This window comes from Aliiroseovarius sp., assembly GCF_965228805.1.
Taxonomy (GTDB): Bacteria; Pseudomonadota; Alphaproteobacteria; order Rhodobacterales; family Rhodobacteraceae; genus JASBTN01.
The window spans coordinates 3469264-3487760 of record NZ_CBDDIE010000003.1 but is presented as its reverse complement, the minus strand read 5'-3'; the positions used below and the strand labels follow the sequence as shown (position 1 = coordinate 3487760).

Here is an 18497-nt window from a genome sequence, read left to right as displayed (position 1 = left end):
GGTTTCGCCGCTTGCGCCCCCGGGCCACGCCCGGCACATTGAAGAGGTCCAACAGATTGGGGAAAGACATGTCACTCTTTGGCAAACTCTTCGGGGGCAAGGGCGCGGGCGCCGGGAAAGAGGTCAAGCCGGAGCTCTACGAGGGGTTCCGCATCTACCCTGAACCGGTGCGCGAGGCTGGTGGTTACCGTGTGAATGCGCGAATCGAAAAGGATGTGGGTGGGATGCTGCGCAGCCATCAGATGGTGCGCGCCGATGTGGTCAGTTCCGAGGATGAGGCGCGCGAGATCACCCTGCGCAAGGCGCAGAGCTTCATCGACCAGATGGGCGAGCGGATCTTTTCGTGAAGGACAGCACCACAGAGGTTGCACGGCTCTGTCAGCATAACGCGGCCCCTGTTGTCGTCTTTGACGGCGATTGTGTGCTCTGTTCACGGTTCTTCCGTTTCGTGCTGCACCGGGACCGGGCGCAGCGGTTTCGTTTCGTCATTGCGCAGTCGCCGCTGGGACAGGCGCTCTATGACGAGTTGGGTTTGCCGCGCGATGATTTCGAAACCAATCTGGTGTTCGCCCGGGGGCGGCTGTTCACCCATGCGGATGCCTTCGCCGCCGCGATGCGGGAAATTGGCTGGCCCTGGCGGCTCTGCGCGGTGATCCTGTGGATGCGGCGCTGGCCGAAAACGCCACTTTACCTAACCATTGCACGCAACCGCTATCGCCTGTTCGGTCGGCACGACAGCTGTCTGGTGCCGGACGCAGCGCTGCGCGCGCGGTTCCTTGAGGGAGGGTATTGATGGACCCCTATCTGCGTGTGGTACGCGCCTGTGATCTGGATGTGGCCCCCGAAGTTGAGGCCTTTCATGATCTCACCGGTCCGTGCCGTTATATCGGACAGGCGCAGATTGATCGGGGGCGGCACCCGCTGGCCCGGCTGATCTGCATGCTGGCAGGCTACCCCAATGCCGGGGGTGCGGTGCCGGTCACGGTGACCCTGACGCCCACCGAACAGGGGGCGATCTGGACGCGGGAGTTCGGCAGCCATGTGACGCGATCAACCCTCTGGACGTCTCTGGACGAGCGCGTGCTGGTCGAGCGGCTGGGCCTTTTCACCCTGCGCATGACCCTTTCGGCTGAAGACGAGCAACTGTATGTCACGGTGGTGGGCATGTCCGTTCTGGGCCTGCCGGTGCCAAGTTTTCTGCTGCCACGAGGCGAGACCTATGAGTTTGCCAAGGACGGGCGGTTTCATTTCGATGTCTCGGGCGTGCTGCCCGGGATCGGGTTGATGATCCGCTATCGCGGTGCGCTGGAGCCGGAGGGCTAAATGACCACCTTCACGATCCAGACCCGGGGGCAGGGGCTTTATGAGTTCACCCGCGAGGTGAGCAGTTGGATAGAGGGGCAGGGATTGCGTGACGGTCTGCTGACGCTCTTCGTGCGCCACACGTCCTGCTCGCTGCTGATTCAGGAAAACGCCGACCCCGAGGTGCAGACCGACCTGCGTAACTTCTTTCACCGGCTGGTGCCGCCGACCACCGATCCGTCGATGTCCTATCTAACCCATACCTATGAGGGCCCCGATGACATGCCCGCCCATATCAAGGCGGCGATGATGCCGGTGTCTCTGAGCGTTCCGGTGCTGGACGGACGGCTGGCGCTGGGGACCTGGCAGGGGGTTTATCTGTTCGAACACCGTGACCGCCCGCACAGTCGCCAGGTGGCTGCCGTTCTGACCACTGTATGACCTTAGGGGACCGAATGCGCCCCTTTCCCACTGGACAGTCGGAAAATCTTCATCTGGGGGAGAGGATTACCCCCTACACAAGACCTAGGTTCCCTCCTATAGTGCCTGTGGATAACTCGGGCATCAGACCCGATATGAAGAGGCAATCGGTACAGAAAAGAGAGGGGGACGCCCATGCGCTGCCCGTTTTGCGGTAATATCGACACCCAGGTGAAGGATTCGCGTCCCGCCGAGGATCACGTGGCCATTCGCAGGCGGCGTTTCTGTCCGGCCTGTGGCGGGCGCTTCACCACCTATGAACGGGTGCAGCTGCGCGACCTGGTGGTGATCAAGTCGAATGGTCGGCGCGAGGATTTCGACCGCGAGAAGCTGGAACGCTCAATTCGCATTTCGTTGCAGAAACGGCCGGTGGAGCCGGAGCGCATTGACCAGATGATCTCGGGCATCGTGCGCAGGCTGGAAAGCATGGGCGAGACCGATATTCCCTCCAAGACCATTGGCGAGATCACGATGGAAAGCCTGGCTCGGATCGACACCGTGGCATATGTGCGCTTTGCAAGCGTCTACAAGAATTTCCAGGCGGCGGATGACTTCGACAAGTTCGTGTCGGAGCTGCGCCCGAACGTGAGCCACGAAGACGAGTGAGCCTTTCTGACACCCGCTACATGCGCCTCGCGCTGTCCCTTGGACGGCGCGGGCAGGGCAATTGCTGGCCCAACCCGGCGGTGGGCTGCGTTCTGGTACGTGATGGGCGCGTCATCGGGCGCGGCTGGACCCAGCCGGGCGGGCGGCCTCATGGTGAGGTCGTGGCGCTGACCCAGGCGCGTGAACGGGCGGGCGGCGCGCGTGGTGCGACGGCCTATGTCACGCTTGAGCCCTGCGCGCATTTCGGCAAGACCCCGCCCTGCGCCCAGGCGCTGATCGACGCCGGTGTGACCCGGGTCGTCGTGGCGCTGGAGGATCCCGATCCGCGGGTCAATGGCGGCGGGTTAACCATGCTGCGCGATGCCGACATCACGGTGGAAACGGGCATCTTGCGAGACGAGGCCGCATGCGATCATGCGGGGTTTCTCAGCCGCATCACCGAAGGGCGGCCCTTTGTCACCCTGAAACTCGCCAACTCCTTCGATGGGCGTATTGCCACCGCCACCGGCGAAAGCCAGTGGATTACGGGTCCGGAAGCGCGCCGGTATGTGCATGCCCTGCGCGCGCGCCATGACGCGGTCATGGTGGGCGGCGGCACGGCGCGCGACGACGATCCCTCGCTGACCGTGCGGGGGCTGGGGGTAGGCCGCCAACCGGTACGCGTGGTGCTCTCGCGTCATCTCGACCTGCCGCTGGACAGCCAGCTGGCGCGCACGGCGAAAGAGGTGCCCGTTTGGCTCTGCCACTCCGGCCGCGCCGATCCCGGGCTGGTGTCGGCCTGGCAGGGCATGGGGGCCGAAACGCTGGAAGTCGGCGTAGCCCAGGGGCAACTCGACCCCGTGTCGGTGCTGCAAGCGCTTGGCGCCAAGGGCCTGACGCGCGTTTTCTGCGAAGGGGGTGGAGCGCTGGCAGCCTCGCTCCTGAACGCCGGGCTTGTGGATGAGCTGATCGGCTTTACCGCCGGTGTGGCGCTGGGGGCCGAGGGGCGGCCCTCGCTCGCGGCGATGGGTGTGGACCGCCTGGCTGAGGCGCCACGGTTCACCCTGGTGGAAACGCGCGACTTGGGTGGAGATGTGCTGCACCGCTGGCGGCGGGCACCAAATTCCTTCTGAAGGAATTTGCCAAGAATTTTCTGAAAATTCTTATTCCTATCGCCATCGATGCGCCTGGCTGGCAAAGAGCCCCTGCAGTTTCGACAGCACACGGTTGAACCGCCCCGGATGCGGCAGGTCGCCCGCGGCCAGCCGCTCAACTATGACTTCGACCGGACAGGCTGTTCCCGTCACCGGATCGAAATAGCGCGGGTAGTCAACCAGGACAGCATGGGTCAGCTGCTCCAAGGTGACCCGTGCCTCGCGTCTGTCGGGAATGTCAGCCAAGTCCGTTGTCAGCCCCCAGCCTGCATAGAATGGCGTGCCAAGGCAGGTCACCGGTTTACCGCGCAGGAGCGCCTCGAACCCCATCAGCGAGGTCAGCGTCCAGACTTCGTCACAGGCTTCCACCAGCGCCATGGCGTCGGCCTCATCCGCCACCACATCCGCCAGTTCGGCAGCGCGTACCGGGTCCACGCGACCCGCGCGCAGGCCGGCTTCCACATCCGGATGGGGCTTGTAGATGATCACCGCATTAGGGTTCTCTGCGCGTGCGCGTTCCAGCAGCCCAAGGTTGGTCGCGACCTCCGAACAGCCCTGCCGGATCGAGGCGTCATCCTCCACTTGGCCGGGCACCAGAATGCGATGCCCCTCAGGCAGGTCGGGCATGGGGCGATCCAGATTGTATTTCGACAGGCCCGTTTCGGTGACCTTTCGGATCAAGTGCTCGGCCCGGCGGATCGCGGGGTCGGGCAGGGTGGGGGCAGCATTGATCAGCCGCTCCAAGCGGCTTTCGCGGGCGGGGTCGTAGTAAATCCCCAGGTCATCGCGCACGAGGCTGAGCGGCGGCACCAGTTCCGCCCCCAGCCCGCGTGAGCGTAGGAAGCCGTCCTCGACCCGGATCATGTTGCCTTCAGCCTTGCCCGCCCAGGCGATCTTCTGACGCCCGGTTTCCTGCGCCTTGGCAGCGGCGCGCGCCGGGTCATCTTCGAATACCAGCGGTTTTACCGAGCCGAAGACCCCATTGAGCGGCTTTCGTTTCCACAGCCGCATGCCGGAAGCGACATAGCCCTGCCGATCCTCCCGCCAGGCCCGTGCGCGTGCGTCCAGCGTGTCCAGCACCTCTTCGATCCGACAGAGCAGGTCACGGTAGGGATCGTACCAGCTCGGATAAAGCATCATGGCGCCCGCAAACAGTTGCGCGCGGGTCAATTTCCGTTCGCGCCGCGCCACCGGGTTCTCGTCCTGGGTGAGCCCCCAGCCGGCATAGAAGGGCTGGCCGAAGACGCGCGGCCGATGGCCCGCCAGGATTGCCTCGAACCCCATGCCGGAACTGACGGTATACACCGCCTGGGCACCGGCAAAGAGGTTCCAGGGGCTGACGGGATCAGTCAGCAGGTGCACATTCGAGGTCTCATCCTCCGGGCCATAGTGCCCTGCGCGATGGCCTGCCTCTGTCTCGGGGTGGGTCTTGATCAGTACATTCGCGCCGGGGTTTTCCTCCTGCGCAAAGACCAGCATCTCGCGAAAGGTGCTGGCCCGGGCGCCCGCGTGTTCGATCGAGGCATCGCCCCTAGTTTGGTCGATCACCACCACGTGGGGCACGTCCTGATGCGGGATCGGCAGGGTAGGGTCGAAGGCGTTGTACTTGGACAGGTGCGCGGATTGCATGCGGGCAATCGCATCGCGCGCGCGGTTCAACAGCGCGCCATCATCCAGTGGGTCCGTGGCCAGGATGCGTTCCAGCCGCGAGGGTGTGGAGCTATCGAAATGCACGCCCATATCATCAAGCAGAAGCCCCAGGGGCGGCTCGCCCCCACGGCCGGGCAGGACAGAGCGCAGCAGGGCGTCTTCCACCCGCAGCACCGGCGCATCGCGTTTTGCGGCCACCGCCTCACCACGGCCGGAGGTTGGGCTCTTGCCCCATGTGCCGACCCAGTCGTCTTCGCCTGGCAGGCCCAGAGAGATGTCCCAACAGGACAACTCCAGAATGCGCCGCACCCGGCCCTGGCTCAGAAAGCCGCCGTTGTAAACGCAAAGCCGCCGAGGGGTTTCCCCCCCGGCGGCCGGGTTGTTCGTATCGGGCGTCATGCCGTCAGTTCTGGCCCAGGCTGGACAGCGTGTCGGCCCCGCTGATGGTCGAGGTCACGGCGGTCAGCACCTTGGTCCACTGCACATAGGGCGCCTCGGTCACATAGACGGTGTCGCCGTCGCGAATGACGAAATCGCGGGCATTGAACATGCCGTTGGGCTCGGTCAGGTTCAGCACATAGACCATGCGCTGCGCGCCGATCAGGTCGCTGCGGCCCAGAACCTCGTTGGCGATTTCAGCCGGTTCGTTGCGGAAGACGAAGACACCAGTCGGGTCGGCGGTCTGGCTCTGCAGGCCGCCCACGGTGGCGATGGCTTCGATGGCCGAAAGGGTCTGGGTCTCGAACCCAACGCGGCTTTGCGAGCCGGTGGCGCCGAGCGCGGTAAAGGCGCGGGTGTCTTCCTCGACCAGGATGCGGTCGCCGCCGCGCAGGGCGATGTCGAATTCAGGATGTTCGAACAGGTCCTCGAACCAGATTTCGCCGGTCTGGTTGCCGCGGATGATCTTCACGCGGGCAATTTCAGGCTCGATCGACACACCGCCCGCGCGGGCCAGCATCGCGTTCAGCGTGCGGGTCGGGCGTTCGATGGCATAGACGCCCTGGCCGCCCACGGCCCCGGTGATTGACACGGTCGAACCATCGCCCGCCATGCGGCGCACCTGCACCTGCGGGTCAGGGGTCTGGCTTTCCAGTTTCTCGGTAATGATGCGGCGGATCGCTTCGGGGCTGTTGCCTGCGGCGCGGATGCGGCCGGCATAGGGGATGAAGATGTAACCGGCGCCGTCCACCTGTACTTCTTCCAGTCCGGCGGGGGCGCCTGCGGTGGCCAGGATGCCGTCCTCGACGTTCTCCCAGACCGTCACGCCCAACACGTCGCCCGCATGGATCGTGTCCGATCCCACCGAGCCTGCGTTCTTGAAGGCGTCCGAGAAGCCAAGCGCCGGGACCACGGCGGTGGCGCGCGCCACCCGGTCGTCAACCGACACAATGAAAGCGTCGCCTTGCTTCTGCACCGACCCTGCGAAGATTTCGGCTTTGTTCGGGCCGACCCGGGGCAGGCCACAGGCCGCCACACCGGCGACAAGCGCCGAAAGGACCACACCACGAGCCAGGTTGTGGGCCCAGATTTTGCCAGTACTGTTCACTGCTCGCTCCTTTGCTGGAGATCTGCCTGCTTTTGTTTTTTGTTAACCTACGCAGGTTTGCAGGGGAAATCCAGCACCGATTCGACCGCTCAGGTGACCACGCGCAACTGTTGCCGCGGCGCCGCGGTACCGCGCGCCAGAGCGTCATAGGGATCATCGGCGGCCAGCATCATGTCGACAACCTGTCTCAACAACTGGCGCCGTCCGCGGGAGGAGTAATAACCGCCCGCCACCTGGCTGGTTTCCAGCAGATAATGCCGATAGTCGCGATAGGCGCGGCTGTCGGGCCGGGTCGGATGCGCGAAGAATTCCGCAAGTGGTTGGGTCGAGACGAAGTCGGGCTTGGCATAGACCGCATCGCCGAAAACCTTGATCGGCTGGCCACGCCACAACACCTGCTGGCCTGCGGTGGAGTTCACGGTGACCGAGCTGCGTGCGTGATCCAGAAGCTGGGCGAGCTTGCCCCCACGTACGTAATGCACCCGACCGGAAACTTGAAATTCCTCCGCCAAGCGTATGATTTCATGCCGCAAATTTACCCGTCCATCCTCCAGTGGGTGGGCCTTGAACACCAAGTGATGATGCGGAGGAGCACCGTCACGAAACCCCTCCATCACCAGCGAGAGAAACTCGGTCATGGTGGAAAACGGGCTGTGTTCCTGAAAACTGGAATCATGTTCCAGCTGCAATAGCGCCAAGTGATAGGGAAAGCCGCCATGCTTGATACGCTGGGTCGCGGCGATGCGGTTGGCGGCCAGGGCGGGCATCAGCATCAGGCGTTTCAGGTACAGCAGGAACTCCTTTCCCACCGACAGGTCGCGGTGGGGGCGGAAGCCCGCGTAACGCTGGTTTCGGAACATGACAAACCAGTGGTAGAGCGCGCCGTAGAATACGTGCTGACGCATGTCGCCCCAATGGGCGGGCGCTTCGGGCACATCCAGCTCGGCATCGGCAAGAACATGCTGCATGTGCTCGACCGAGAACTCCATCAGGCGCGAATTGCCATTCGATCCGCCGCGCTCGTAGGTCACCCAGTAGGGGCGAAGATATCCTTCTTCGAACACGTGAATGCGGATGTCGTTTTTTTGCGCGATTTCAATGGCCTGGGCGTGGATCTTGCGTACGTCACCATAGAGCGCGATATCAGTGATGTTGTTGGTGTCCAGCAGGGCCCGGAAGCGGTCTGGCCAGACCTCCTGCGCTTCAGTGAAAGGGAGATAGCTTGCGTCATCAAACCAGAAAGCTTCATCGCCGCGATTGAAGCCGACGCGCCAAACCTCGGCACCTGCCGCGCGCAGAATCTTACCGAGCCGCCAGAAGAACGGCCCATGCGGCCCCTGCAGAAAAAGGAACCGCCGGTTCTGACCCGTAATCTGCTGCATCCCGATCGTCCCAAACTCCGCCAGTTCTACCCTCATCGTCTCCCTGTGGCGCGCGCCTTCTTTTGCGCGTAAATACACCTCATGTCACGTCAAACGTGGTTAAAACATGGGCAGAAGGCCATTTTGTGGCTCTTTGATGCCGGTTTGAGGTCTGTTCCGCCGACAGTCTGACGTCCGGGCCGTTAAGGAAGGGTTGCACGTGGGGCCGGGCAGGGGCATTTTCACCCGGATATCTGCCCGACCCTTGAAGGAGAGACCATGTTCACCGGGATCATCACCGACGTGGGCCGCATTGCGGCGCTGGAAAAGGCGGGCGACCTGCGCGCGCGTATCGAAACTGCTTATGACGTGGCGGGGATCGACCTGGGGGCGTCGATCGCCTCGGACGGGGTGTGCCTGACGGTCGTGACCCTGGGCGATGGCTGGTACGAGGTTGATATCTCGGCAGAAACCGTGTCCAAGACCAATCTGGGCGACTGGGAGGTCGGCCACGCGGTGAACCTGGAACGCGCGCTGAAAGTGGGCGACGAGTTGGGCGGTCACATCGTGTCCGGCCACGTGGATGGCGTGGCCGAGATCGTCGAGATGCACGGCGAGGGGGATTCGACCCGTGTGACTTTCAAGGCGCCCTCGGAACTGGCGAAGTTCATTGCGCCCAAGGGCTCGGTCGCGCTGAACGGCACTTCGCTGACGGTGAACGAAGTGAATGGCGACACGTTCGGGGTGAACCTGATCTCGCACACCAAAGACGTGACCAACTGGGGCGCGGCCAAGGTCGGTGACCGGATCAACCTGGAAATCGATACGCTCGCGCGCTACGTCGCGCGGCTGGCGGAGTATTCGTGAGCGGGATCGGCCATAACAACGGGCCGACCCTTGAGGGCGGCTCGGGCTGGCGGCGCTATGCCTGGCGCCGGGCGCGGCGTGAGCTACTGCCGCAGCTACCCATCGAAGTGGTGCGCCTGCGCATTCGCCGCGCCAAGGAGCTGGGGATCGATTACAAATCCTATGCCTCGATCCGGGCGGCGAATGGGCGCGATATCGTGGCGCTGCTGTTTTCCTCGAATGCGCTGAGGGTCGGGCCGCGGGTCGTGACCATCCCAGAGGGGCGGGCGCAAACGCTTGCCGAGATCAAGCGTTGCGGGCGTTTGGCGATGCTGCATGCGCCAGTGAATGTATCTGAATTCAATCGCTTGAATGGCGTTATTGATGCGGCTGAGCGTGCGCCGGACCTGCGTGACAGCTGGGGGAAGGTTCGCGCGAAAGTGCATGCTCTGACCGCGTCGCGGGGCCTGCCCGGGGACGGTGTCGTGGTGATCGGCGACACGGCGTTGGAGGCGGAGTGGGCCGAGGCCGGGCGGCTGGGCGGCTTCCTGCCCTCGGAGGCAATTTTCGGCCCATAGTCTGCGCGCTCTTGTCGCATTCTCGAATTCGCATATGATTGGCTCAACCGGATGAGGAGACCCCGATGAGCCTGCTGAAACCCACCCGCCGCGACCTCTTGCGCCTGGCCGCCGCCGCACCCGCCTTTGCCATGCCCGCCGCTGCGCGTGCCGCGGTGCTGACCCCGCCCGGCGGCGGCAATGCAACCCAGTTCCGTTTCACTCTGGGTGAGGCGCAGGTGACGATCGTGTCGGACGGCTATTTCTCGATCCCCATGTCGGGGCAGGCGATCAATGCGAGCGAGGAAGACCGCCTGGCCTTCCTGGCCGAGCATTATCTGGACCCGGAGGCGGGCTACAGCCACACCAACCACCTCTATGTCGAGTTGGGCGAGGCGAAGGTGCTGGTGGATGTTGGCTCGGGCACGCGCTGGATCGACACGGCGGGGCGGTTGATGGAGAATCTGGAGGCCGCCGGGATCGACCCGATGGGCATTACCCATGTGGTCATTACCCATGCGCACCCGGATCACATCTGGGGCATTCGCGACGACTTTGATGAGCCGATCTTCCCGGATGCCGAATACATCATCGGCACCCATGAATATGACTGGTGGATGCAGGACGGGTTGGTCGACCGGGTTGGACCCGCCGAGCAGCAGTTCGTGGTGGGGGCGGTGAACTCCCTGCAGGCGGATGGCCTGGAATGGACCCTGGCCCAGGACGGGCACGAGGTCGCGCCGGGGCTGCGGCTGGTGGCCACGCCCGGCCATACGCCGGGGCACATGTCCCTGGTCGTGGAGAGCGGCGGGCAGCAGCTGATGGCGCTGGGGGATGCGATGTCGAACCCCTGGATGAACTTCGCAAAGCCCGACTGGTACAACAGTTTCGACCATGACGGCGAGCGCACGGCGGCAACACGGCGCAAAATCTTGGACATGGCGTCAGCCGATCGGATTGCGGTGCTGGGCTATCACTTCCCCTTCCCGGGGGTGGGGCACGTGAAACCGCGCGGTGATGTGTTCGAGTTCATCCCCGCGACCTGGCAGTTCTAATTATTACCTAGAGGAGGGCGCGTTCCGCGCCCGCTTGATCTCTCGCGGGGCCATCCGGCCCCGCTCGGGCGCATTGATCCCCAGTGACCGTGCGTATCTGCACGCCAGCCTGTCGTTTTGGGCACTGGTATCAGGCGCGCGCCTGCGGTATCTGACAGTCTGCACCACCGCGCACCCCTCGTCTGGGGCCACAAGGGACAAATCATGGCTGACAGCACCACTTATGAAACGCCGGGTCCGGTCGAAGCCGGGCTTTCCGCCGCCATCGCCTCGGCGGAGGAAATCATCGAGGAGGCCCGCCAGGGCCGCATGTATATCCTGGTCGACCACGAGGACCGCGAGAACGAAGGCGATCTGGTCATCCCCGCCGATGCCGCGACGCCCGAGGTGATCAACTTCATGGCCACCCATGGCCGTGGCCTGATCTGCCTGCCGCTGACCGCCGACCGGGTGGCCGAGCTGGGTCTGCCGATGATGGCCGTGCACAACTCGTCCCGGCATGAGACTGCCTTTACCGTGTCGATCGAGGCGCGCGAGGGCGTGTCCACCGGCATCTCTGCCGCCGACCGTGCCCTGACCGTGGCCACTGCCATCGGCGACAACACCGGCCCCGCCGAGATCGCAACCCCAGGCCATGTCTTCCCGCTGCGCGCGCGCAACGGCGGCGTGCTGGTGCGTGCCGGCCATACCGAGGCTGCGGTGGACATTAGCCGACTGGCGGGCCGTCACCCCTCCGGCGTGATCTGCGAGATCATGAAGGACGACGGCACCATGGCGCGTCTGCCCGACCTGGTGGAGTTCGCCAAGACTCACGACATGAAGATCGGCACGATTTCCGATCTGATCGCCTACCGCCGTCGCCACGACAACCTGGTGCGCGAGACCTCGCGCGAGACGGTGACCAGCGAATTCGGCGGCGATTGGGAAATGCGCCTCTTTACCGATCAGATCCACGGCATCGAACATGTGGTGATGATCAAGGGCGACATCACCACGCCGGAACCGGTGCTGGTGCGCACCCACGCGCTGACCGCCGCCTCGGACCTGCTCGGCCTGGGCCCGAAACCGGCCGGTGAACTGTCCCACGCGATGGAGCTCATTGCCCGCGAAGGTCGCGGCGTGGTCTGCCTGTTCCGCGAGCCGCGCAAGACCCTGCATGACGACGAGGAAGAGGGACCCCGCACCATTCGCCACACCGGCCTGGGCGCGCAGATCCTGAGCTCGATGGGGCTGCATGACATGGTGCTGCTGACCGACAGCCCGGACACGCAATACGTGGGCCTTGACGCCTATGGGCTGAACATCACGGGCACCCGTCCGATTTACGGAGAATAACCATGGCCACCGCTGAACAGCATTACATTCTGGACCGCCCGAGCTTTGACAAGCCGGTCAAGATCCTGATCGTCGTCGCCCCTTACTACAAGGACATTGCCGACAACCTGGTCGCCGGTGCCAAGGCCGAAATCGAGGCCGTTGGCGGCACTTGGGACATTGTCGAAGTGCCCGGCGCGCTGGAAGTGCCTACTGCCATCGCCATGGCCGACCGCCTGTCGAACTTCGACGGCTATGTCGCCCTGGGCTGTGTCATCCGTGGCGAGACCACGCATTATGACACCGTCTGTAACGACAGCTCCCGCGCGATCCAGCTGATGGGGCTGCAGGGGCTGTGTATCGGCAACGGCATCCTGACCGTCGAAAATCGCCCCCAGGCCGAGGTCCGCGCCGACGTGAACGACCAGAACAAAGGGGGCGGCGCGGCCGCTGCGGCCTTGCATCTGGTCGCGCTTTCGCGCAAATGGGCCGGCGCCAGCAAGGGGATCGGTTTCAAGACCCTGCCCGAGACCTACAAGCTGGCGGGCGAGATGAAGGATACACCCAGCGCATGACCCTGTCCGGCAACCAGAAACGTCAGATGAAATCGGCCGCGCGGCTCTTTGCCGTGCAGGCGCTCTATCAGATGGAGCAGACCGGCCAGACCGTGGACCGGGTGCGGGTGGAGTTCGAAGATCACCGCTTTGGCGAGGAATTCGACACCCACACCATGGCCGAAGGCGACACGCCGCTGTTTCGCAAGCTGATCGAGGACGCGGTGAACCACCAGGCGGCCATCGACCAGGCGACCGACCGCGCGCTGGTGGCGAAATGGCCGATCGCCCGCATCGACCCGACCCTGCGCGCGCTCTTCCGCGCCGCCGGTGCCGAGCTGATGCAGAGCGCGACCCCGCCCAAGGTGGTGATCGTCGAGTTCGTCGACGTGGCCAAGGCCTTCTTCCCGGAAGGGGACGAGGCCAAGTTTGCCAATGCCGTTCTGGACCACATGGCGCGCGAAGCGAAGCCCGAGGCGTTCTGAGGCAAGTCACGGTGGGAGCTGCCACGAGCAACGCGTGCACAGTTCTTTCTGATTGCGCGTTGAAAACTCACTTCACGCTCCCATATTCTTCCCAAGAACCTGAAATCCTACACGTTTCGGAGTTCACCGGAATAGTCGGGGCTGGCCGCGAGCATCAGATGACTTGAAAACGACATCGCGGCAAGCTGGCCTGTTGCGTGGTGCCGCCTACTGTAAGGGACCCCCACGCAGGTGAGATAGGAGGACTGCGATGTCTGCATCCCTGCTTCTCGAAGCCAGTGGTCTTAAAGGCGGAAGCATCCGTATCAAGGTCTCGATCAACCTGTCCTGGTTGAGCTGGCTTTGGGGCAACTGATAGAAGCTTTGACCAGTAAAGGGGCGTCAATTGACGCCCCTTTTTCCTATGTGTTTATGGGCTAGCGCAGCCTCTAGTCCGAGGGCCTACTTGAACGTAAACTCATACGTCCGCCCCTCACCACGCTCCCGCACCATGCGCATGGTTTCCTCGTCGACCTTCTGCACCACCATGCAGTCCTCGGGCGTGACTTCGCCGCCCATGTCCAGCACGCGGCAGTAGAAGCCTTCGCGCCATGCCCAGGTGCCGGTGAACTTGCCGGGGCCGTAGACCTCGCCGGTGACGGTGCCGTCGGCGTGGATCACCTGGTCGCCGATGCCGAAGCCCATCGGGCGGTCGACGGCATAGGCGCGGAAGGCAGCTTCGTCGGTCAGGACCACGGGTTCGGCCAGGGCGGGGGCGGCGATCAGGGCAATCAGGGCGGTGAGGCGGGGCAGGGTCATGTCGGGCTCCGGGATCTGTGAGTCGCGCGCATCATGCGGCGGGCAGAGTGGGTCTTCCACGACATAGGTCAAGTCTGGGTCAAGTCGGTGGCATGTCCGCCCGCATACGCAGATGTGACATGGTGCCCCTTTCCTTCACCCGCATATGCGCTAGGCTGAATAGAGTGATTCCAAACCGGGAGTGTCCCATGCCCAAGCTTGTGCGCCTCTACATCCGTCAGGTTCTGATCGGCTTCGCCCTGTCGGCGGTCTTCGTGGCGCTGCTGCTCTGGGCCAATGTGGGCAACCTGTGGCACCTGATCTCGACCTCGGACATGGGAGTGGTGGCAGTGATCATGCTGTTCATGTTCAACGGCATCATCTTCTCGGGCGTGCAATTCGCGATCTCGATCATGCGGATGGAGGCGAAGGACGATACGCCCACGCGGGGTACGCGCGCGCCAGTAGCGACCGACATTCCGGTGCGGGTCGAGGCCACGGCCAAGGGGCATCCGCGTCAGGGTCCGGTGAGTCGGGGTCATCTGCACCGCCGCTGAGCCCGGTCCCATCCAACGAAAAACGCCCCGCCGGATCGGTGGGGCGTTTTCGGTTTAGCGGCTCACTCCAACACGGTCAGGATGTCGTCCAGCGGTTTCTTCAGCTTGGCAACGGCGGGCACCTTGGCATCTTCGGCGGGATGGCCCACGGCCAGGATCATTACCGGTTTCTCGGAGGCAGGCCGCCCCAGCGCCTCGTTCAGGAACTTCATCGGGTTCGGCGTATGGGTCAGGCTGACCAGCCCGGCCTGGTGCAGGGCGGCGATCAGAAACCCGGTCGCGATACCCACGCTTTCGGGCACATAGTAGTTCTTGAACCGCGTGCCATCGTCGAACTCACCCCAGCGTTGGGCGAAGATCACGATCAGCCAGGGGGCGATTTCCAGGTGCGGCTTGTCCTCGTTGGTGCCGATGGGTTCCAATGCCTTCAGCCATTCGTCGCCCGCGCCACCGGCGTAGAAGCGGCGCTCTTCCTCCTCGGCCTCTGCGCGGATGCGCGATTTCAAGGCCGGGTTGGCGATGGCAACAAAGCTCCAGGGCTGGTGATTGGCCCCCGAAGGCGCGGTGCCCGCAGTGCGAATGGCCGCCTCGATCACCTTGCGCGCCACTGGGCGGGACGAGAAATCGCGCACCGTATGGCGCCGCCGCATCTGGTCATAGAAACCCTGCACGGCTTCCAGCATCTCGGCATCCGTCAGATCGGCCCGGTCGGGCAGCGGCAGCGCCTCATAGCTCAACTGATCACGTGAAAACATCCGTCCCCTCCCAAAGACATGTGTGGATGTAAAAGTGGCGGAACCGCACGCAGCCGTCGAGGTCTGAATTCCCGAGGACCTGTATATACAGGTGGGTGCCGGGTAACGTGGCCACGGCCATGACAGAGCCAGCTCCCTCGGAATTGCTTAAGGCCACCGGAATTTTACCTCATGGTGACGAGAAGGGCAGAACCGCCAGAGCCGTAGATAGGCGGTCGGGGGGCTGGCTGCAAGGGGTAGCGGTTCGGGGCTCAATCCAGGATCGGCGTGCCGCCGCGTGCCTCGATCCGTGCGATATCCTCGGCAATGCGCGCGACCCGGGCCTCGGCCCCGTCGGGCGGCGCGGCCTCAGCGACGATCTGCTGCCACAGGGCGGTGGCGCGGGTTTCCGTGTCCAACCCGCCTGCCGCCGACCAGGTGCCGTGGTTGGACAGATCCGCCACCAGGGGCGGGTGGAAGGCGTCGCGAAAGCGCGCCATCGTGTGCTCGGTAGCAAAGAAATGCCCGCCGGGGGGCACATCCGCCAGGGCCTCCCAGGCCAGCACGTCGGTGCCGTCTTCGGGCGGCATGGCGAGAGATTGCAGGATCTGCAGGGCCTCCACGTCGATCAGGAATTTCTCGAACCCGAAGGTCAGCCCGCCTTCCAGCCACCCGGCGGCGTGGAAGGTCATGGTCGCGCCTGCCAAAAGCGTGGCCCAGAGCGCCATGTGAGTCTCGCCAGCGCCCTGGGCGTCGGCCAGGTTCGCTGCCGTGCCCGCGGCCGAGCGCCAGGGCAGTCCGATGTGGCGCGCGAGCTGGCCGGAGGCCAGGGTCATGCGGATCTGCTCCGGTGTGCCGAAGGCAGGCGCGCCGGACCTCATGTCCACATTCGACCCGAAGGCGCCGTAGATCACCGGCGCGCCGGGGCGGGCGAGCTGGGCGAGCGTAATGCCCATCAGCGCTTCGGCATGTTGCAGGACCAGCGCGCCTTCGATGGTGATCGGCGCCATCGCACCCGCCAGGCAGAAGGGGGTGATGATCGACAGCTGCCCCATGCGAGCGAAATCCAGGATGCCTTGCCCCATGGGCCGGTCCAGCAGGCGCGGCGAATTGGTGTTGATCACCGTCATGCAATGGGGCGTGGCGCGGAAGGTGGCGTCATCCAGCCCCAGCGCCTTGGCCTGCAGCTCCAGCGCCTCCATTACCTGTGCGCGTCCGCGCGCAAATAGGAACGGCGCCTTGTCTGAATGCTGAAGCTGCGCGCGCAGGAAGGCGAGGTGGCGTGTGGCGGCGGGCACATCCTGTGGCTCGCAACAGGGGCCGAGGAATTGGATCGCGTCGAAATGCTGACACAGGCGCAGGGCGTTTTCGAAATCCTTGAGCGTGCCGGGGCGGCGCCCACCCACCCGGTCGGTCACATTCGGGCAGCCCGCGCCGGGACCGTAGCCCAGGCGGCCAAGCTCAAGCGGCACGGAGCGGTCGGGGTTTGGCGCCGCCAGGGTGATCTTCTTCGGCGCGGTGGTCAGCGCTTCCGCCACGATGTCGCGACCCAGGAAGACCATGTCGCCCTCGACCCGGGCACCCGCCGCCTGGAACACGCCCCGCGCTTCATCATCCAATACGCTGATACCCAGCTCTTCCAGCACGCGCAGGGCGGTGTCGTGGATCTCGGCAATGCGGGCCTCGGACAGGGACGGCTGCGGCGCGAAGGGGGCACGGATCGGGCCAGTATGCGCGGTGGGGGCAGGGGGCGAAGGCAGTTTTCGGGCGGAGCGTCGGGTCATAGAGGCAGGCTCGCGCGATTCCCCGTGTCGCACTGTCTCGTTTGCGACATGATTTTCGGCAGGCCGCTTGACATTATGTTCACGTCTTGTTCATGTTTTCTCATGAGTGAAATCCCCCTCCAACCCGGCCAACTTCTGGCCCGTGGCGTCGCCCGCCACCTGCCAGCCCATGGCTTTGTCTCGATCGAGGAGTTCGTGCCCTCCCGCGGCCTGCGCGTCGATGTGATGGGGCTGGGGCCGAAGGGCGAGATCTGGGTGATCGAATGCAAATCCTCGCGGGCGGATTTTACCTCGGACAACAAGTGGCAGGGCTATCTGGAATGGTGCGACCGTTACTTCTGGGCGGTGGATGCGGAGTTTCCCACCGAATTGCTACCGGACGGCACCGGGCTGATCATCGCCGATGCCTATGATGCCGAGATCATTCGCATGGGGGCGGAGGACAAGCTGGCCCCCGCCCGGCGCAAGGTGCTGATCCAGAAATTCGCCCAACATGCGGCGCGACGGTTGCACGCCTTGCGCGACCCCGGCGTGGCGGCGCTGAGCGGGCCAACGTCCTAGAGGAGGGGCGGACGATGATGATCAAATACTACTATCCTGACGGCGACTGGTGCTACCGCGCGCTGCACACGGCCCACGCGGTATTTCACCTTGACGGCAAGCTGATTGCCCGGGCCGAGACATCGGACGGGTCGGAACTCTATGAATTCGAGATCACCGGATTCGAGCTGATCGGCCCCGGCGAGGTGCATCGCTGATCAGGCGCGGGGTTACTTCTTGCCCTTGGCCTGAAGGGCTTCCGCCTGCTGGGCGGCGGCGCGAATCTCTTCGGCGATTTCGATCGCTTCCTCGGGGTCGAAATCCATCGGCAGCTCGACCCCGCCACCGGCGACATAGATGCGCACCATGCCCTGGTCGGTCGGTCCGATCTGCAGGTCTGCGGCGATTTCGCTTTGCGAGTTGATGCCCATGATGGCCTCCTTCTGGGGTATGCGCAGGGCTTACGCGCGGGGTGAGATTTTTTCAACCCCACCCCTTGCAAACCCCGTTCGGGCCGGGTACATCCCCCGAGCGTGCCGACATAGCTCAGTAGGTTAGAGCGCTTGATTGTGGATCAAGAGGTCCCCCGTTCGAGCCGGGGTGTCGGTACCATCCCCCAAAATTGGAAGATAGGTGCGCAGGGGGTGCTCGAGCTATGTCCGATGATCAACCGGTCATGTTCCAGGCTCCGGCGCACAGCAGCGTGTCGCCATCGGTCAGGAAACGGCAGGTGAAATAGGCCTCGCCCGGCTCCGATGTGCCCGGATGAGGGAAATCCATCACGCCGCCACCGCCGTTCGGCCCGGCTTCGGCCCAATCCACCAGCCAGGTGGTGATCGGCCGCCCATCCGGCATGAGGAATTCGGACAGGTCCATGCCGCTGTCGGTCTGGCCGGAATGGTCGAAGACGATGATGTGGTTGCGGGTGACGGCGAAGGTGTGCAGCCCGGCACCCGCCAGGTCCAGCATGCCGTTTGATGGGTCGCCCATATGGGCCATCGCGGCCTCCATTCCCATGCTTTCGACCGCCGCGAAAGCCGCGTCGCGCACCCCGTCCACATCTGCCTTACTGGCAACGCTGGCGGCCTGAGCGGTCGTCGCGACAAGGCTGGCAAGCAGGCCGCCGGTCAGGATCGATTTGAATGTCATGTGTAACCTCCGTGAGTTCTGGGTGCGGGAAGGTTGCACGGCCTCTCCTAAAGGAGAATGAATCAGG

At 64.2% G+C, this 18497-nt stretch carries 23 protein-coding genes and 1 tRNA gene; 16 read left to right on the top strand and 8 right to left on the bottom strand.

Annotation, left to right across the window (positions count from 1 at the left end):
• Nucleotides 1–68 precede the first annotated feature (68 nt).
• From ACO07D_RS18340 to ribD, 6 genes are all read left to right on the top strand, one after another.
• Nucleotides 69–347, top strand: coding sequence for an HlyU family transcriptional regulator (locus ACO07D_RS18340; RefSeq protein WP_421704373.1), 279 nt, complete (start codon nt 69–71; stop codon nt 345–347).
• Nucleotides 344–793 (top strand): thiol-disulfide oxidoreductase DCC family protein, encoded by a 450-nt coding sequence (locus tag ACO07D_RS18335; protein ID WP_421704372.1) that lies wholly within the window; start codon nt 344–346, stop codon nt 791–793. Before ACO07D_RS18340 ends, ACO07D_RS18335 begins: the two co-directional genes overlap by 4 nt.
• Nucleotides 793–1323: a DUF4166 domain-containing protein gene (locus tag ACO07D_RS18330; RefSeq protein WP_421704371.1), complete on the top strand. Its 531-nt coding sequence runs from the start codon at nt 793–795 to the stop codon at nt 1321–1323. Before ACO07D_RS18335 ends, ACO07D_RS18330 begins: the two co-directional genes overlap by 1 nt.
• Complete coding sequence (locus tag ACO07D_RS18325; protein ID WP_421704370.1) at nt 1324–1743, top strand: secondary thiamine-phosphate synthase enzyme YjbQ; 420 nt, start codon at nt 1324–1326, stop codon at nt 1741–1743.
• Nucleotides 1744–1917: 174 nt separating this feature from the next.
• Nucleotides 1918–2388, top strand: a complete 471-nt coding sequence (gene nrdR, locus ACO07D_RS18320) for a transcriptional regulator NrdR (protein WP_421704369.1) — start codon at nt 1918–1920, stop codon at nt 2386–2388.
• 20 nt (nt 2389–2408) lie between these two features.
• Nucleotides 2409–3500: a bifunctional diaminohydroxyphosphoribosylaminopyrimidine deaminase/5-amino-6-(5-phosphoribosylamino)uracil reductase RibD gene (ribD, locus tag ACO07D_RS18315; RefSeq protein ID WP_421705068.1), complete on the top strand. Its 1092-nt coding sequence runs from the start codon at nt 2409–2411 to the stop codon at nt 3498–3500.
• A 36-nt stretch (nt 3501–3536) separates the two neighbouring features.
• Here the strand turns inward: ribD and ACO07D_RS18310 are convergent, their stop codons facing one another.
• The 3 genes from ACO07D_RS18310 to ACO07D_RS18300 form a co-directional block, all read right to left on the bottom strand.
• Nucleotides 3537–5570 carry a capsular polysaccharide biosynthesis protein gene (locus ACO07D_RS18310; protein WP_421704368.1) on the bottom strand — a complete coding sequence of 678 codons (2034 nt, stop codon included), beginning with the start codon at nt 5568–5570 and terminating at the stop codon, nt 3537–3539.
• A gap of 4 nt (nt 5571–5574) precedes the next feature.
• Complete coding sequence (locus ACO07D_RS18305) at nt 5575–6684, bottom strand: polysaccharide biosynthesis/export family protein (RefSeq protein WP_421705067.1); 1110 nt, start codon at nt 6682–6684, stop codon at nt 5575–5577.
• 122 nt (nt 6685–6806) lie between these two features.
• Nucleotides 6807–8099: a capsule biosynthesis protein gene (locus ACO07D_RS18300; RefSeq protein ID WP_421704367.1), complete on the bottom strand. Its 1293-nt coding sequence runs from the start codon at nt 8097–8099 to the stop codon at nt 6807–6809.
• A 258-nt stretch (nt 8100–8357) separates the two neighbouring features.
• On the opposite strand from ACO07D_RS18300, the gene ACO07D_RS18295 reads away from it, so the two are divergent.
• From ACO07D_RS18295 to nusB, 6 genes are all read left to right on the top strand, one after another.
• Nucleotides 8358–8945 carry a riboflavin synthase gene (locus ACO07D_RS18295; RefSeq protein WP_421704366.1) on the top strand — a complete coding sequence of 196 codons (588 nt, stop codon included), beginning with the start codon at nt 8358–8360 and terminating at the stop codon, nt 8943–8945.
• A complete protein-coding gene (locus tag ACO07D_RS18290) occupies nt 8942–9502 on the top strand; it encodes a hypothetical protein (protein ID WP_421704365.1) in 561 nt (186 codons plus the stop codon). The genes ACO07D_RS18295 and ACO07D_RS18290 overlap by 4 nt, the downstream gene beginning before the upstream one ends.
• A 65-nt stretch (nt 9503–9567) precedes the next feature.
• Nucleotides 9568–10536, top strand: a complete 969-nt coding sequence (locus ACO07D_RS18285) for an MBL fold metallo-hydrolase (protein ID WP_421704364.1) — start codon at nt 9568–9570, stop codon at nt 10534–10536.
• A 204-nt stretch (nt 10537–10740) separates the two neighbouring features.
• On the top strand, nt 10741–11871 hold the full coding sequence (ribB, locus tag ACO07D_RS18280) for a 3,4-dihydroxy-2-butanone-4-phosphate synthase (RefSeq protein ID WP_421704363.1): 1131 nt from the start codon (nt 10741–10743) through the stop codon (nt 11869–11871).
• Between the two features lie 2 nt (nt 11872–11873).
• On the top strand, nt 11874–12425 hold the full coding sequence (locus ACO07D_RS18275; protein ID WP_421704362.1) for a 6,7-dimethyl-8-ribityllumazine synthase: 552 nt from the start codon (nt 11874–11876) through the stop codon (nt 12423–12425).
• Nucleotides 12422–12889, top strand: coding sequence for a transcription antitermination factor NusB (gene nusB, locus ACO07D_RS18270; RefSeq protein WP_421704361.1), 468 nt, complete (start codon nt 12422–12424; stop codon nt 12887–12889). Before ACO07D_RS18275 ends, nusB begins: the two co-directional genes overlap by 4 nt.
• A gap of 441 nt (nt 12890–13330) precedes the next feature.
• Here nusB and ACO07D_RS18265 read toward each other — a convergent pair whose 3' ends face one another.
• Complete coding sequence (locus tag ACO07D_RS18265) at nt 13331–13759, bottom strand: hypothetical protein (RefSeq protein ID WP_421704360.1); 429 nt, start codon at nt 13757–13759, stop codon at nt 13331–13333.
• A gap of 116 nt (nt 13760–13875) precedes the next feature.
• Between ACO07D_RS18265 and ACO07D_RS18260 the strand changes: the two genes are divergently transcribed.
• Nucleotides 13876–14223, top strand: coding sequence for a hypothetical protein (locus ACO07D_RS18260; protein ID WP_421704359.1), 348 nt, complete (start codon nt 13876–13878; stop codon nt 14221–14223).
• Nucleotides 14224–14285: 62 nt separating this feature from the next.
• Here ACO07D_RS18260 and ACO07D_RS18255 read toward each other — a convergent pair whose 3' ends face one another.
• The gene (locus ACO07D_RS18255; protein WP_421704358.1) at nt 14286–14978 is read right to left on the bottom strand and encodes a nitroreductase family protein; all 693 of its coding nucleotides are present in this window, start codon (nt 14976–14978) and stop codon (nt 14286–14288) included.
• A gap of 251 nt (nt 14979–15229) precedes the next feature.
• Nucleotides 15230–16741: a trimethylamine methyltransferase family protein gene (locus ACO07D_RS18250; RefSeq protein WP_421704357.1), complete on the bottom strand. Its 1512-nt coding sequence runs from the start codon at nt 16739–16741 to the stop codon at nt 15230–15232.
• Nucleotides 16742–16843: 102 nt separating this feature from the next.
• Here ACO07D_RS18250 and ACO07D_RS18245 point away from each other — a divergent pair, with 102 nt between their 5' ends.
• Both ACO07D_RS18245 and ACO07D_RS18240 read left to right on the top strand, forming a co-directional pair.
• The gene (locus ACO07D_RS18245; RefSeq protein WP_421704356.1) at nt 16844–17302 is read left to right on the top strand and encodes an MmcB family DNA repair protein; all 459 of its coding nucleotides are present in this window, start codon (nt 16844–16846) and stop codon (nt 17300–17302) included.
• A gap of 14 nt (nt 17303–17316) precedes the next feature.
• Complete coding sequence (locus tag ACO07D_RS18240) at nt 17317–17499, top strand: hypothetical protein (RefSeq protein ID WP_421704355.1); 183 nt, start codon at nt 17317–17319, stop codon at nt 17497–17499.
• 12 nt (nt 17500–17511) lie between these two features.
• Here the strand turns inward: ACO07D_RS18240 and ACO07D_RS18235 are convergent, their stop codons facing one another.
• Nucleotides 17512–17712: a DUF6324 family protein gene (locus ACO07D_RS18235; protein ID WP_421704354.1), complete on the bottom strand. Its 201-nt coding sequence runs from the start codon at nt 17710–17712 to the stop codon at nt 17512–17514.
• Between the two features lie 104 nt (nt 17713–17816).
• Here ACO07D_RS18235 and ACO07D_RS18230 point away from each other — a divergent pair.
• Nucleotides 17817–17893 (top strand) — tRNA-His (locus ACO07D_RS18230).
• Nucleotides 17894–17947: 54 nt separating this feature from the next.
• On the opposite strand, the gene ACO07D_RS18225 is transcribed toward ACO07D_RS18230, so the two are convergent.
• The gene (locus ACO07D_RS18225; RefSeq protein WP_421704353.1) at nt 17948–18430 is read right to left on the bottom strand and encodes a hypothetical protein; all 483 of its coding nucleotides are present in this window, start codon (nt 18428–18430) and stop codon (nt 17948–17950) included.
• Nucleotides 18431–18497: the final 67 nt, after the last annotated feature.

Bases quoted from the DNA above. Each gene is read 5' to 3' on its own strand.
- ACO07D_RS18340 (WP_421704373.1), top strand. From the start codon at position 69: ATGTCACTCTTTGGCAAACTCTTCGGGGGCAAGGGCGCGGGCGCCGGG.
- ACO07D_RS18330 (WP_421704371.1), top strand. From the start codon at position 793: ATGGACCCCTATCTGCGTGTGGTACGCGCCTGTGATCTGGATGTGGCC.
- ACO07D_RS18325 (WP_421704370.1), top strand. From the start codon at position 1,324: ATGACCACCTTCACGATCCAGACCCGGGGGCAGGGGCTTTATGAGTTC.
- nrdR (WP_421704369.1), top strand. From the start codon at position 1,918: ATGCGCTGCCCGTTTTGCGGTAATATCGACACCCAGGTGAAGGATTCG.
- ribD (WP_421705068.1), top strand. From the start codon at position 2,409: ATGCGCCTCGCGCTGTCCCTTGGACGGCGCGGGCAGGGCAATTGCTGG.
- ACO07D_RS18310 (WP_421704368.1), bottom strand. From the start codon at position 5,570: ATGACGCCCGATACGAACAACCCGGCCGCCGGGGGGGAAACCCCTCGG.
- ACO07D_RS18300 (WP_421704367.1), bottom strand. From the start codon at position 8,099: ATGCAGCAGATTACGGGTCAGAACCGGCGGTTCCTTTTTCTGCAGGGG.
- ACO07D_RS18295 (WP_421704366.1), top strand. From the start codon at position 8,358: ATGTTCACCGGGATCATCACCGACGTGGGCCGCATTGCGGCGCTGGAA.
- ACO07D_RS18285 (WP_421704364.1), top strand. From the start codon at position 9,568: ATGAGCCTGCTGAAACCCACCCGCCGCGACCTCTTGCGCCTGGCCGCC.
- ribB (WP_421704363.1), top strand. From the start codon at position 10,741: ATGGCTGACAGCACCACTTATGAAACGCCGGGTCCGGTCGAAGCCGGG.
- ACO07D_RS18275 (WP_421704362.1), top strand. From the start codon at position 11,874: ATGGCCACCGCTGAACAGCATTACATTCTGGACCGCCCGAGCTTTGAC.
- nusB (WP_421704361.1), top strand. From the start codon at position 12,422: ATGACCCTGTCCGGCAACCAGAAACGTCAGATGAAATCGGCCGCGCGG.
- ACO07D_RS18260 (WP_421704359.1), top strand. From the start codon at position 13,876: ATGCCCAAGCTTGTGCGCCTCTACATCCGTCAGGTTCTGATCGGCTTC.
- ACO07D_RS18255 (WP_421704358.1), bottom strand. From the start codon at position 14,978: ATGTTTTCACGTGATCAGTTGAGCTATGAGGCGCTGCCGCTGCCCGAC.
- ACO07D_RS18250 (WP_421704357.1), bottom strand. From the start codon at position 16,741: ATGACCCGACGCTCCGCCCGAAAACTGCCTTCGCCCCCTGCCCCCACC.
- ACO07D_RS18245 (WP_421704356.1), top strand. From the start codon at position 16,844: ATGAGTGAAATCCCCCTCCAACCCGGCCAACTTCTGGCCCGTGGCGTC.
- ACO07D_RS18240 (WP_421704355.1), top strand. From the start codon at position 17,317: ATGATGATCAAATACTACTATCCTGACGGCGACTGGTGCTACCGCGCG.
- ACO07D_RS18235 (WP_421704354.1), bottom strand. From the start codon at position 17,712: ATGGGCATCAACTCGCAAAGCGAAATCGCCGCAGACCTGCAGATCGGA.
- ACO07D_RS18225 (WP_421704353.1), bottom strand. From the start codon at position 18,430: ATGACATTCAAATCGATCCTGACCGGCGGCCTGCTTGCCAGCCTTGTC.